12 protein-coding genes, 1 pseudogene and 1 riboswitch are annotated in these 14,278 nt (G+C 37.8%); of the genes and pseudogenes, 6 read left to right on the top strand and 7 right to left on the bottom strand.

Translation table 11 applies throughout. The annotated features are described in order from the left end of the window. Positions 1-23: 23 nt before the first annotated feature. A riboswitch (purine riboswitch) is annotated at positions 24-119 on the bottom strand. From guaC to nox, 3 genes are all read right to left on the bottom strand, one after another. Then, the gene (gene guaC, locus ANG_RS05330) at positions 115-1,098 is read right to left on the bottom strand and encodes a GMP reductase (protein WP_020999600.1); all 984 of its coding nucleotides are present in this window, start codon (positions 1,096-1,098) and stop codon (positions 115-117) included. (Overlaps the previous riboswitch by 5 nt.) A gap of 188 nt (positions 1,099-1,286) precedes the next feature. Continuing rightward, positions 1,287-2,843 (bottom strand): ClC family H(+)/Cl(-) exchange transporter, encoded by a 1,557-nt coding sequence (locus ANG_RS05325; protein WP_025271763.1) that lies wholly within the window; start codon positions 2,841-2,843, stop codon positions 1,287-1,289. 149 nt (positions 2,844-2,992) lie between these two features. After that, the gene (nox, locus tag ANG_RS05320) at positions 2,993-4,366 is read right to left on the bottom strand and encodes a H2O-forming NADH oxidase (RefSeq protein ID WP_025271762.1); all 1,374 of its coding nucleotides are present in this window, start codon (positions 4,364-4,366) and stop codon (positions 2,993-2,995) included. Between the two features lie 292 nt (positions 4,367-4,658). On the opposite strand from nox, the gene ANG_RS05315 reads away from it, so the two are divergent. From ANG_RS05315 to ANG_RS05290, 6 genes are all read left to right on the top strand, one after another. Further along, a complete protein-coding gene (locus ANG_RS05315) occupies positions 4,659-5,588 on the top strand; it encodes an FAD:protein FMN transferase (RefSeq protein ID WP_020999599.1) in 930 nt (309 codons plus the stop codon). A gap of 19 nt (positions 5,589-5,607) precedes the next feature. Further along, the gene (locus ANG_RS05310; protein ID WP_003034452.1) at positions 5,608-6,216 is read left to right on the top strand and encodes an NADPH-dependent FMN reductase; all 609 of its coding nucleotides are present in this window, start codon (positions 5,608-5,610) and stop codon (positions 6,214-6,216) included. A gap of 18 nt (positions 6,217-6,234) precedes the next feature. Further along, positions 6,235-7,479: an NAD(P)H-dependent oxidoreductase gene (locus tag ANG_RS05305; protein ID WP_025271761.1), complete on the top strand. Its 1,245-nt coding sequence runs from the start codon at positions 6,235-6,237 to the stop codon at positions 7,477-7,479. Positions 7,480-7,628: 149 nt separating this feature from the next. Then, positions 7,629-8,612, top strand: coding sequence for an ABC transporter ATP-binding protein (locus tag ANG_RS05300; RefSeq protein WP_003034417.1), 984 nt, complete (start codon positions 7,629-7,631; stop codon positions 8,610-8,612). After that, positions 8,605-9,384 (top strand): ABC transporter permease, encoded by a 780-nt coding sequence (locus ANG_RS05295; RefSeq protein WP_025271760.1) that lies wholly within the window; start codon positions 8,605-8,607, stop codon positions 9,382-9,384. The genes ANG_RS05300 and ANG_RS05295 overlap by 8 nt, the downstream gene beginning before the upstream one ends. Positions 9,385-9,386: 2 nt before the next feature. Further along, positions 9,387-10,166 carry an ABC transporter permease gene (locus ANG_RS05290; protein WP_003034553.1) on the top strand — a complete coding sequence of 260 codons (780 nt, stop codon included), beginning with the start codon at positions 9,387-9,389 and terminating at the stop codon, positions 10,164-10,166. A 27-nt stretch (positions 10,167-10,193) separates the two neighbouring features. On the opposite strand, the gene ANG_RS05285 is transcribed toward ANG_RS05290, so the two are convergent. The 4 genes and pseudogenes from ANG_RS05285 to ANG_RS05270 all read right to left on the bottom strand — a co-directional run. Continuing rightward, positions 10,194-11,903, bottom strand: a complete 1,710-nt coding sequence (locus ANG_RS05285; RefSeq protein WP_003034392.1) for a cache domain-containing sensor histidine kinase — start codon at positions 11,901-11,903, stop codon at positions 10,194-10,196. Continuing rightward, the gene (locus ANG_RS05280) at positions 11,900-12,634 is read right to left on the bottom strand and encodes a response regulator transcription factor (RefSeq protein WP_025271759.1); all 735 of its coding nucleotides are present in this window, start codon (positions 12,632-12,634) and stop codon (positions 11,900-11,902) included. The genes ANG_RS05285 and ANG_RS05280 overlap by 4 nt, the downstream gene beginning before the upstream one ends. A 57-nt stretch (positions 12,635-12,691) precedes the next feature. After that, a complete protein-coding gene (msrB, locus tag ANG_RS05275) occupies positions 12,692-13,810 on the bottom strand; it encodes a peptide-methionine (R)-S-oxide reductase MsrB (protein ID WP_025271758.1) in 1,119 nt (372 codons plus the stop codon). Positions 13,811-13,822: 12 nt separating this feature from the next. Further along, positions 13,823-14,236, bottom strand: a pseudogene (locus ANG_RS05270) (redoxin domain-containing protein); the annotation flags it as partial. Between the last annotated feature and the right edge of the window lie 42 nt (positions 14,237-14,278).

Below are 14,278 nucleotides of genomic sequence, written 5' to 3'. Positions count from 1 at the left end.
ATTCCTTGCTAAAAACATAGCAGGAAAGTTGAAGACTTACTTATTGTTAGACATTAGGTGCCTTGTAGAAACATTACGCCAAATTCGTAATATAAATAAGTAATTATTTTATTATTAATGCGCATCACCGTTCCAAATAGAATTTTTCACAATGACGTAATCTACGTGCTTAAGACCAGCTAAGTCTCTTCCGCCAGCATAGGAAATAGCACTTTGCAAATCCTGCTCCATTTCAACCAAAGTGTCAGCTAAATGTCCTTTAACCGGTAAAAGAATTTTCTTTCCTTCCACATTCTTATACATACCCTTTTGGTACTCTGAAGCCGAACCATAATACTCTTTGAATTGTTCACCGTCTACTTCGACCGTTTGACCTGGGCTTTCGATATGACCTGCGAATAGGGAACCAATCATCACCATGGTAGCACCAAAGCGAATAGATTTGGCAATGTCGCCATGCGTACGAATACCACCGTCCGCAATAATTGGTTTGCGAGCAGCTTTTGCACACCAACGAAGAGCCGCTAATTGCCAGCCACCTGTACCAAAACCAGTTTTTACTTTTGTGATGCAAACTTTCCCTGGTCCAATGCCAACTTTGGTTGCATCTGCTCCAGCATTTTCCAGCTCACGAACAGCTTCGGGTGTCCCGACATTTCCTGCAATCACGAAAGTATCGGGGAGTTCTTTTTTGATGTGTTGAATCATTTCAATGACACTATCTGAATGCCCATGCGCAATATCAATCGTGATATATTCTGGAGCGTCTGTTTTCAATTGACTAATGAAATCATATTCATAATCTTTCACGCCAACTGAAATAGACGCAATCAGTCCTTGCTCATGCATGCGCTTGATGAAAGGAATGCGGCCAGCTTCGTCAAAACGGTGCATGATGTAGAAATAGCCACTTTTCGCCAATTTTTCTGCTACATCTTCATCCAGAATTGTTTGCATGTTAGCTGGAACAACAGGAAGTTTGAAGGTGTGTTTCCCAAAAGTAACGGTCGTATCTGCTTCTGAGCGACTTTTGATGATACATTTATTCGGAATCAATTGGATATCTTCATAGTCAAAAATAGGAAATTCATTCAGCATGTCATTCTCCTTTAATTTTATGCTAAAAATGACCTACCTATGCTTTCGCATCGCTACGTCTTTCCTGACATTTCCATTAGTATTATAACACAAGGTACAGAAATTACAATATAATAACGTATAATATTTTTTATCGTTCGGAAATTGCAAGTTATTTTTTCAGATTCTAAAAAAGAGATCCTCCTCTTTTATAATAGTAAATCTTTAATGCGTCCAATATCTGATTTTTTCAATACCACATAAATCATATCTCCTAGATACAGGCGCGTGCTGCCATTCACTGTTTGGTTCTTTCCGTTGTGGTGTTGCATGGTAATCAGTATATCTCTTGGTAATTCCAACTCATGAACTTGCTTACCCGCTATTTTTTCAGAGACTGGAATTTCGATAAGGGTTGTCTCGCCCTCATCTACCACGTTATCTGGTAACATTCGCTCTAGCATAGCTTCATACACGGGTGCTCCGCCCAACAAGTCCATTACAACGTATGCCACTAAAGTCACTAAACCAAGAGGCATGAGGTTTCGTATATCGCCAACCATCTCAGTCACCAATATGATTGCTGTCAATGGAGCTTTAGAAATTGCACCAAAGTAGCCACTCATACCTAAAATAATAAAAATAGGAAATTGCTCTTGGGTTGCAAAGCCTAACTGCACACAAACGACACCAACAATTGCTCCCAAAAGAGAGCCAAGAGCTAAAATGGGGAGAAAAATACCACCAGGAAGCCCACTACCATAACTAATCATACTCCAGATAAAGCGAATAACGAAAAACATCACTAATGTTAATAGCAGATAGTGTTGACTGGTTAAAGAGAGAACCAGTTGATTGCCACCGCCTAAAAGCTGTGGAAGGAAATATCCTACTGGAAAAATGAAAATAAAGGCTATAATAGGATAATATTGCGGAGAAAGGTGCAAAACTTCTCCAATCATATCATAAATGCGAGGCATAGCTAGAACTACTTTTTCATATAAAAATCCTGAAAAACCAAGAAAAATTCCTAACAACAAATAAAGCCAGTATTGCCCTAGTCCCATCAGAGGAATATTATCTGGCATATTTAATACAGGGGTCATTCCAAAAATCATAAGTGAAACAAAATTTGCCGTTAAACTTGCCGCCAAAGACGAGACCCAAAAGAAACGCGAAAAATGATGATAGACTTCCTCAATAACAAACAGTAAACCCGCAATCGGAGCATTAAAAGCTGCTGCCAGCCCTGCTGCCGCTCCACTAGCAATCAAAGAACGCTCTTCCACAGGGCTTAAATGAAGATGTTTGGCAATTCCTTTTCCACCCATTGCTCCCAGCTGGATACTTGGGCCTTCACGTCCTAACATTAAGCCACTTGCAATGGCTAAAACACCTAGAATATACTTTTTCCAGAGGACACTCCACCATGACAAGCTCATCAGTCCTTTCAGCTCTGCTTCCACTTGCGGAATTCCAGAACCTTTAATATTCTTTTCTGAAAGCGTTAATTTTGCACTAATCCAAATGACACAAGCATAAAATAACAGAATAAAAGCAAACCCAATGATACTATCATGTCCTTGCTGATAGAAATGTTGAACAATATGAAATCCCTTTTCAATCAAAAAACGAAAAGAACCGACAATTGCACCTACAATAATCCCGACTAAAATTCCTCTTGAAACTTGCAGAATAACCGAACTAGATGTAAACGCAAATTCTTTCTTGGTATTTGATATTCCTTTTTCTGTCTGAACAGACATCGTTGCCTCCCAAATATATTCTCTTTCTATTTTAGCATAATTTTTCTATTTTTATTATTGCTTGCGGAAATTGTTTTAGAGAATGAAATCCAGATAAAAAAGTAAACCAGTCTCATACGAAACTGGTTTGTAAATTCAATAGCCTATCTTTATTTTTCAGCCGTCAATGCTGCCATTGTAATGTAGTTATAAGGTTTATTAAAGTGTGGCAGGAAGAAAATATCTGTCAACGCTAATTTATCAATGGTCACTTTTTCTTGGATTGCAAGTGAGAAGAGATGAATACCCATTGAAATATCTTCGTGTGAAGCCATTTGTGCTCCAAGGATGACGCGTGTATCTTTATCAAATACGATACGAATAGCTACTTCATGGTTGTTGTGTTTGATAAATTCTGGCTTTTGAAGGTCATTAAATCCTGTTTCAACTGCGTTATAACCCGCAGCTTTTGCTTTTTCCAATGTCAAACCAGTTGAAACCATTTTAAGATCGTAAATGTTAATACCGTTTGAGCCTTGCACACCAATGCCTTCTAACTCATGACCAGTAGCGTTGTAAGCTCCGACAATACCTGAACGAACAGCATTTGAAGCAAGGGCGATATAACTCATATCATCTAGAGCATTGTCATAAATCGTTGCACAGTCACCAACTGCATAAACTCCTGGAATGCTTGTTTCTTGTTTTTTATCAACAAGGAAAGCACCGTTATGGAAAAGCTTAATTTTGCCAGCGCCAAGAGCCGTGTTTGGACGGAAGCCAACAGCCATAATGACCATGTCAACATCAAACGTTTCTTTATCCGTTACAATCCGTTCAACTTTGCCTTCACCTTCAACCGCTTGCACAGTTTGACCATAGGCAAGTTTAATGCCATGATCTGCCAAGTTTTTACTCATCAAGTCAGACAATTCACGATCGTAGTAACCAGCAAGACAAGTGTCTGCCACATCAATCAAGGTCACTTCTTTTCCGAGACGTTCGAAAGCTTCTGCCAGTTCAACACCAATGTAACCAGCTCCTACAACAGCAACACGATTAATACCTTCGTTGTTTTTCAGCTTTTCAATCACTTCGGCAGAATTTTGATACAATTTTACAAATTGAACATTTTCAAGAGTTGCTTTAAATTCGCGATTACCTTCAACAATTTCTACGCCTTTTATTGCTGGAATAACTGGTTGTGAACCTGTGGCAAAAATCAATTTTTCATAAGATTCTACATGCTTTTGCCCATTTACAAGTGCAGTCACTTCTTTTTTGTCGTAATCAACGAACAAAACAGGACTTTCCATATAAACTTTAGCACCTTTAGCTTCAAGCTTTTCTTTATCTGAATAGAACAAACCTTCTGGACCATCAATTTGTTTTCCAATCCAAAGTGCCATTCCACATCCTAAAAATGAAATATTTGAATTTTGATCAAACACAACAATTTCATTTTCATTTCCAAAGTTGTCAAGCATCGTATTGATACAAGCTGTGCCGGCATGATTGGCACCGATAACGACAATTTTACTCATAGAGCAATTCCTACCTTAATTTTAATTTACAGACTTATTATAACATCTCGTGTGAACGTTTACAATATATTTGTTCATAAAACTGAAAAATATTACATTTCTTATCAATTTGATAGAACTTTTCATGAATGATTTCATTTCTAATCTCAATGTAGTTTTTATCTCATCTTGTAGGCAGACAGCTCTGTTGAAATTGTCAGAAAATTATAGAAAAAGTTTGTGAAAACGTTATCTATCTATCTATCTGTTATAATAGATATGTATTTTTTATTTGTAGAAAGGATGTGATATGGTGGACTTCAGCTCTCGTTCTATTCAATTAATGGGAACGACGATTACAATTTTGATTCTTCATCATCAGGCAGACTTGTTACTTGACGAGGTTATTCAACTACTTTTTCTGTATGAGAAACGCTTTAGTGCAAATGATGATGCTTCGGAGTTGATGAAAATCAACCATCAAGCTGGAAAGCAATGGGTTCAGGTACATCCTGATTTGTTTGAGCTAATTGAGTTAGGAAAACAGCACAGTTTAGCTCAAAATAGTCACTTAAATATTACTATCGGCCCACTTGTACAAACATGGCGAATTGGTTTTCCAGACGCCAAAGTGCCTCAGCCGGAAGAAATCAAATATTGCCTTTCTTTAATAGAACCTACTTTTATTAAACTCGATTCTGCTTCTTCTAGTGTTTTTTTGGCAAAAGAAGGAATGAAAATTGACCTTGGAGCACTTGCAAAAGGCTATATTGCTGATAAAGTGATGGAGTTCTTAAAAAATAAAGGCGTGACTTCTGCTCTCATCAATCTAGGCGGGAATGTATTAACCCTAGGTATCAACCAAGTTTCTAAGCGTCCTTGGCGGATTGGAATCCAGCATCCCAAATTAACCCGCGGGAATAATCTGGCTGTTCTTCCTATCGTAAATCAATCCGTTGTGACTTCGGGAATTTATGAGCGAACCTTTGAAAAACAAGGGCAAACCTATCACCATATTCTTGATGGTAATACAGGTTATCCTGTGGAGACAGATGTCGCTAGTTTAACGATTGTGTCTAATCGCTCTGTAGACGGTGAAATTTGGACAACCCGATTATTTGGCGAAAGCCCATCGTCTATTCTAGAACAAGTCGAAAAAGAAGAACAGATTGAAGCGTTAGGGATTACAAAAGAAGATCAATTATTCTATTCTTCTGGTTTAAAACCAGAATTGCTATTTTAATATCGGAAAGGAAATAATTATGTTAAAACTCATCGGTTTAGTTGGCACAAATTCAAAACGTTCCACCAATCGCCAACTATTACAATATATGCAAAAACATTTTGCAGATAAAGCAGAAATTGAACTAGTGGAAATCAAAGATATTCCCATTTTCAATAAACCCGCAGACAAAAAACTTCCAGCTATTGTAACGGAAATTGCTGAAAAGATCGAAGCGGCTGACGGGGTCATTATCGGAACGCCTGAATACGACCACTCTATCCCAGCTTCGCTCATGAGTGCTCTGGCTTGGCTATCTTACGGCATTTACCCATTGCTCAATAAACCCGTGATGATTACAGGTGCTTCCTTTGGAACCTTGGGTTCGTCTCGTGCACAGTTACAGCTTCGCCAGATTTTGGATGCCCCTGAGTTGAAATCTTCCGTCATGCCTGGCTCTGAATTTTTGCTGTCGCACTCTCTGCAGGCATTTGATAAAGAAGGCAATCTCATCGACCTTGAAACCATTCAGAAATTAGATGCACTCTTTGATGATTTCCGTCTTTTTGTGAAAATTACCGAGAAACTATCCAGCGCGCAGGAATTATTGCACAAAGAAGCTGAAAACTTTGACTGGGAAAACTTGTAAGCAAAGGAGAATGACGCAATGAAATTTGTAGGAATTGTAGGCTCAAATGCAGAGCAATCGTATAATCGTAAATTACTGGAATTTATCAGAAGGCATTTTAAACTAAAATTTGAATTGGAAGTCTTGGAAATTGATGAAGTTCCGATATTTAATCAAGACGAAAAATGGGACGAATCTTTCCAGCTTCGCCTCCTATACAACAAAATTACCCATGCAGACGGAGTCATTATCGCAACACCTGAGCACAACCATACCATTACCGCCGCTCTGAAAAGCGTGCTTGAGTGGCTGTCATTTGAAGTTCACCCATTTGAAAACAAGCCTGTCATGATTGTGGGCACTTCTTACTACGATCAAGGAACTTCACGCGCACAGGCCCATTTACGCAAAATTCTTGACGCACCAGGTGTCAATGCTTATACTCTTCCCGGAAATGAATTTCTGCTTGGAAAAGCCAAAGAAGCCTTTGACGATGAGGGAAATATTACCAACGAAGGAACCGTCAAATTCCTTGAAACCTGCTTGGATAATTTTATGAAATATGTAGAGGTCGTTTCAAAATTGAAAAAACCAAAACCAATTGAACCAGAAAATTTAGATGTTACCAAACCTATCGCAACAACGATTCAAGGCATTGACCCAGATGATCCTGAATGGGTTGAAAAAGCCGCTGCCATGGTGGGCGCTGTCTCAGGAGATACCTATGTAAAACTAGACCACGGTATTTTAACGGTGGATCAGATCAATATGTTCTTGAAATCCATGCCTTTTGAACTGACTTACGCCGATGACAACAATCAATTCCTCTACTACAACAATGCACATCAAGACCCTGATACCATGCTGGCAAAACGTATACCATCTCAGTCAGGAAACCGCCTATCAACGGTTCACAATTCACTTCCGACTGGCAGAATGAAAAATGTAGAGTGGGTGGTCGGAACCTTGCGTAACGGCAATCAAGAATATGTCCGCACCCTGATTCCAAATCCGCATTCACCAGTTTTAAATACACACAATTATCAGGCCATGTACTATCCAGACGGCTCTTACGCTGGTATCAATGAAATTGTCTTTAATTTCAGACCATGGCTGGAATGGTACTTGGAAACAACTGGTCAGCAGCTAGTTGGCGGAAGCGGTCCATTCGCTCCTGCAGGAGGACAGGCTAAAGCTGATGCAACTTCCGGTGCTTCGGATACAGGTAGTCACAGCGAGAGCACGAGTGAGGCAGATGCTACTTCTGCTGCTTCCAGTCATTGATCTAAAGAAATCAAAGAAAAGGTTGAGCAATTTTGTCTCATCCTTTTTTCTGTGTAAAAGATCATTCCATAAAATTCACTTGCACAGATTTCGTGAACTTGTTATAATAATGAATATACGCAAACGTTTTCTGCCACAAGGAGATAATGATGATTGAAGCAAATCAATTATATAAGACATATAGTATTGTCGAGAAAGAATTAGGCCTTAAAGGTTCTATCAAAGCCTTTTTTCACCCTAAGAAAAAACAAATTCACGCTGTACAGAATATTTCATTAACGGTTCAAAAAGGTGAAATTGTTGGTTATATTGGTTCGAATGGAAGCGGAAAGTCCACGACTATAAAAATGCTGACAGGTGTTCTTTATCCAGATCGAGGCAGTGTTAAAATTAATGGACTTACCCCACAGAAACATCGGACAGCAGTCAATAAGAAGATTGGCGTTTTGTTCGGACAAAAATCACATTTACGTTGGGATATTCCTGTGCTGGAATCTTTTATTTTGCATGCGAAAATCTACGACGTTCCTGATAAAGTTTTTGAGGAACGCTTGGAGCAATTAATTGACCTGTTGCAGCTAGGAGATTTTATTCACCAGCCTGTTCGTAATCTTTCGCTCGGGCAACGAGTTCGCTGCGAATTTGCTGCTATATTCATTCATCAACCTGCCGTTGTTTTCTTGGATGAACCTACAATCGGTCTTGATGCCAGTGTAAAAGAAACCATCCGCTCTTTCATTCGCTTTATGAATAAAGAGTATCAGACAACTTTCCTCATTACGTCTCATGATATGCAGGATATTGAGTCGCTCTGCGAACGAATTTTCATTATTGATAAGGGCAAAAAGGTTTATGATGGAAGTCTGACGAAATTAAGAGAAAAATTTTCAACAGTTAAAACCATTTCTTTCAAAACGCAAACGCCAATAGAAGAGCTATTCCAAATCAATGGTTTTCGTTTTGAGAAAATTGACTCTTATCATTTCAATATTCATTATCAGACGGATATTTATACTAATGCCCAAGTTATCAATCAGATTTTTGAGCATTATTCAATCGAAGACCTAGCTATCAAAGAATTGACAATTGAAAATATCGTCAAACAAATTTATGAGGAGGGGCTTGATGAGTAAATATATTCATATCACACGATTAGCTCTTATTACGCAACTTCAATATAAATCTTTCTTTGTCGCGACCCTGATTCGTACTTTCATACAAGTTCTAGTCTCTATTTTCGTTTGGAAAACCATTTTTTTCACCCAATCTCAAGTCAATGGTTATACTTTAGAAACTTTCACAACCTATATTATCTTTGCAAATCTACTGGGAAATCTAAATAGTTTCAGCATTGGACGGGATTTGTCTATAATGATTGTTGATGGGAATATTACTGGCGAGCTACTCTATCCTTATTCCCTCATTACTTCTCTCTTTTTCCAAGACTTTGCTGTCAAAATCGTTGAAATTGTCAAATTCATTCCAATTTTATTAGTTATCCCTTTGCTTCAAGGACAGCTTTATCTTCCAAATTGGCAGACAGGCTTGCTTTTCCTATTTTCTAGTTTATTAGGAATGTTTATCATCCTCCTGTTAGATTTAGGATTTAGCTTAACAGCCTTCTTCACGGCAAATACTTGGGGAATTTTGATTCTCAGAAACGGGCTTTTCTCACTCGCTTCAGGAGCGCTTTTGCCACTAAGTTTTTATCCAGAAAACATTGCAAACATTTTGAAACTATTACCTTATAGCTTTGCTGTTAATTTTCCGGTCAATATCCTTTTGAGAAGACAGGTTAATTTTGAGCTCTTCTGGATTCAGTTGGCTTGGATTCCGATACTTTCAGCTTTTATTGCTCTACTTTGGTACCAAGCTAAACGTCGTTTAGTCATTTTAGGAGGTTGAAGATGAAATACATCAGCATTTATTTTTATAACCTCAAAGCTTACTTGATTGCTAGTATGTCTTATAGGATGGACTTCTTTATTGGACTTATTTCTTCTTTGATTGAACAGATTGTTTATTTAATCTTTTTAAATGTATTATTTGCAAATATCAAGGAAATTGCTGGATTCAACTATGGACAAATGCTATTTATTTATGGAATGGCAACTATCGGACGATCCGTTCACCTGATTTTCTTTGACAATCTTTGGATGTTTGGAAGCCGCTATATTCGCAAAGGTGAGTTTGAACGCCTGCTTATCATGCCCATCAATCCTCTTTTTCAGCTAATTTGTGAACGCGTGCAGCTACAAGGATTTGGCACAACACTAATGGGAGCTATTGCAACTTATCAAGCCTATCATTTACTCGGACTGCACTGGAACATTTTTCATCTACTTCTCTTTGCCTTTATCTGTATTTGTATTGGTTTACTCTATGCCGCTATTCAATTAGGACCTACTGCTCTTGCTTTTTGGATTGTCGAATCTTTCCCTATCACAATGGGGATTTTCTCCCTCAATCAAATGGCACAATACCCTATCAAAATTTACCCAACCTTTATCCAATTGATACTAATTTTTGTATTTCCTTATGCTTTTACTTCTTTTTTTCCAGCTCTTTATTTTTTAAATCTAAGCTGGATTGGTTTGCTACTTCCTTTAGTCCTACTTGTTATTTTTACTATCAACTACGCTCTATTCAAATACGGCATGAAAAAATTCTCCAGTGTTGGGAATTAAATATTAAAACCCAACTGAAATCTTTCATCAGTTGGGTTTATTTGCCCTTGGAAAATAGAGACGAATCTCCGTATAAGTATTTTCTTCAGATTTTATTTCCATGTGATAGGATTTACCAAATTGTAATTGCAAACGCTGATTAACATTTTTCAAACCGACACCACCTAGGTGCATCAAGAGGGTATCAGCTGTATCATGAGCGACAAATCCTCGACCATTATCGTAAATGGAAAGAATCAGTTGATGACTATTTTCATAAACACTAACTCGAATCATCCCTTGACGATTCATTTCCTTGATACCATGATAAATCGCATTTTCAACCAAAGGCTGCAAAATCAACTTCGGAATTTTGTAGTCATCATATTGCTTCAACTCTTTAATCTCATATTGCAATTTCTCACCATAGCGCTGTTTTTGAATAAAGAGATACTGACGCACGTGGTCAATTTCATCTTTAAGAGAAATTTGTTCATGTCCTTGGTTCAAAGCTAAACGGAAATACTTAGCCAGTGATTTTGTGACTTCTACAACACGTTTGCTATCGTTAAATTCTGCCATCCATACAATTGTATCTAACGTATTGTAAAGAAAATGCGGGTTGATTTGGCTGGAAAGCGCCTGCAATTCATATCTTCTGACATTTTGTTCCTCTTCTTTGACTGCAATCATCAATTGATCAATCCGGTCTAACATAATATTAAATTGTCTTGCCAAATCAACTAATTCAGGAGATCCGGTTTCATTAGCCCTCAAATCTGAATGCCCGCTTCCAACCTTTAAAATGGTTGCTTGTAAATCTCGCAAAGGTTTAATCCAAAGCCGAAGCACAAACCAGATCCCGATTAGACAAACACCCAATGCGAACAGCCCTGTTCCAATAAAAGACCACAAAATCTGTGTTTGAACTGCATGCAATTGTTCCATTGAAGAAACCCCAATCAATGTCCAACCACTATTTGGAATTTGATATCGAGATACATAAGCTTGTTTTGATTTGGCATATCCATTTTTTACAGAAAGATAAGGCGCCATCGCTTTCATTTCAGCGTGAGAAGAATAAACTGCTTTTTTAGGATGATAGACAAAGTCATGATTGGCATCGACGATAAAGGTAAATCCTTCTTTTCCTAACTGTAGTTGATCTAAATAAGCTTCCAACGTCTTGTATCCAATATCTAAGCGAACAACCCCTAGATTTTTACCATCTTTATCTACAACTTCCTGCATGATTGAAATCACCCATTTTTCACCAGTTGTATGACTGACGGTTCTTCGTGCTGGTGTCAAAATCGGCATAGCACCTTTATGGATAGCATCCTGATACCATTTTTCTTTCATCATATCAGCAGATGTCTTCATGGTGAATTCAGGATCTGTTGATATGAGATTCCCGTCTTTTGTTACCAAAATAGCAGATACCAAATCCGAATCTGTTTTTAAAATTGTTGCGAATAATTGCCAAAGTTGTTCAGCGTTTTCTTGGCTTGGTGTTTGTGCATATGTCTTTATTTTCTCATTTTCAGCCAAACTACTCGTTGTCTGTTTAACTTTTTGTAAATAAGAAGTGATAAACTGACCACTTTGCTGAATGGTCTTGCGTGTATTTTGCTCAGTTGTCTGGCGAATAGCAACCGAACTAGTCTGATAATAAATCCCACCGACAATTCCCAAAAGAGCTAATATCATAATAAAAACATAAATCACTAACTGAATCAGAAGCGAATAACGTTTCATTGCCCTTCTCCTCGTTTAAATTGCCGCGGTGTTACTCCAACGACTTGCTTGAAGCGTTGAGAAAAATAGTTCATATCTTCAAAGCCTACCTGCTCTGCAATTTCATAAACCTTCAAGTCAGTTGTCAAAAGCAGTAATTTTGCTTTCTTCATCCGTTCTTGAATTAAGTAATCCTGAAATGGCAAGCCCAGCTCTTTTTTGATGAGAACACTCAAATAAGACGAACTAAACCCAAGTTGAAAAGCGAGTGATTTAAGAGATAATTCTGTATCGGTTAAACGATCATGAATTGCTTGTTCTAAATCAGAAAATTCTGCTTGCTCAACCAGTTCATGAACTTGCTGCTGCTTTCGCTCCTTGTCCAATTTTTCTTTGACTTTAAACAACATCGTTTCCACATCTTCCCGCGAAAACGGCTTTAGTAAATAATCGTCAGCACCTAATTTTACTGCTGATAAAGCGTAATCGAAGTCATCATAGCCCGTTAAAAAGATAATATGAACAGAAGGATATTGTTCCTTGACTAATTGAGCTAGTTTAATCCCGTTTATATGTGGCATATTGATGTCTGTCAAGACAATATCGGGCTGTGCAAGCTGTATCTTTTCCCAAGCATCCAAGCCGTTTTCAGCCTCATCCATAACTTCCATATCAAATGTTTCAAAATCTACTAAAGACGAAATACCTTGCCGAACAAGGTATTCATCTTCTACAATCATAATTGAATACACTAGCGCACCCCTATTATTTATTAAACTCATTATAGCAAATTTCTGTGAAAATTGCTGTTACACATAGTTTAATAAATAACCGTAGCCTTTACTTTCCATTTGGTCTTTCGGAATGAAATGAATGGCTAAACTGTTGATACAGTAGCGAAGTCCGCCCTTATCTTTTGATCCGTCCGTAAAGACATGCCCTAGATGAGAATTTCCAACACGACTTCGCACCTCTGTCCGTGTCATATTAAAACTATGATCTTCCTTATAAGTTGCGACATCTGGGCTGATTGGACGGGTGAAGCTAGGCCAGCCACAACCAGACTCAAATTTATCTTTGGAAGAGAAAAGTGGCTCACCTGTTACAACATCTACATAAATACCTGCATCAAACTTATCCCAATAGCGATTAGAAAAAGCACGCTCAGTATCATTTTTTTGTGTTACAGCATATTCTTCATCGGATAGTTTCTTTTTAATCTCTGCATCACTAGGCTTTTTATATTTGGAAGCATCAATAACTGGATAAGAAGCCTGCTTAACATTGATATGGCAATAGCCATTTGGATTTTTCTTTAAATAATCTTGGTGGTACTCTTCAGCCTTAATAAAATGTTTTAATGGTTGTTTTTCAACCGCCAACGGCTCTTTAAATTTTTCTTTCTGCTCGTCAAAGACTTTATTAATTGTTTCTACATCAGCCTGATCTTTATAATACACACCTGTACGATATTGCACTCCACGATCATTGCCTTGCTTATTTTTGCTGGTTGGATCGATAATTCTAAAGTAATGTAGCAAGATTTCTCTTAAAGAGATTTTATTGGCATCATAGGTTACATGAACCGTTTCTGCATGTTTTGTCTGCGAGATTAGTTCGTATTTCGTGGTTTCGCTAGTGCCATTAGCATAACCAGAGACTGCGTCAACCACTCCATCTACACGCGAAAAATATTCTTCTACACCCCAGAAACAACCTCCTGCCAAATAGATATGCTTTAAATTTGCATTTTTCAGGTCCGCTTTCTTTTGCTTGACCGGTTCAGCCTGGCTAACAGCTGCTTCTTTAATCTGATTAATAGCAGACTGATTTTTAAGGGTTGGCATCATGCGACTTCCCAGCACAAATAAACCTAAAACCAGCAGGACTGCTCCACCAAATAATAACCATTTCATTTTATGTTCCATCATCCTCCCCTCCTATTTAATGCTTTTAAGAGTTGATTCAATTTCTGCTTTTTTAATAAGTCCAGGACGAGTTTTTACCAATTTTCCATCGCTTCCAATAAATGCAGCTGTCGGATAGGAACGAACACCATATTGTTCCAATAGTTTACCACTAGGATCTAGTAAAACAGGTAAATGTTTATAATTTAATTTCTCATACCAGTTTTTAAAATCTGCTTCAGATTTTTCACCAACATGCCCCGGTGAAACAACCGTCAAAACTACATAGTCTTTCCCAGCATTTTTAGCTAACTCATCAGTATCCTTTAATGTAGATAAGCAGATAGAACACCAAGATGCCCAAAATTTGAGATAAACTTTCTTTCCTTTGAAATCTGACAATTTATAAGTTTTCCCGTCAACTCCTTTTAGTTCAAAATCAGGAGCTGCTTCGCCTTGATTCAACTTTGTAGCTGTCGTTTTATTTGT

This window comes from Streptococcus anginosus subsp. whileyi MAS624, from assembly GCF_000478925.1.
Lineage (GTDB): Bacteria > Bacillota > Bacilli > Lactobacillales > Streptococcaceae > Streptococcus > Streptococcus whileyi.
The sequence above is the reverse complement of the archived record's forward strand: the minus strand, read 5'-3'. Positions and strand labels throughout refer to the sequence as shown.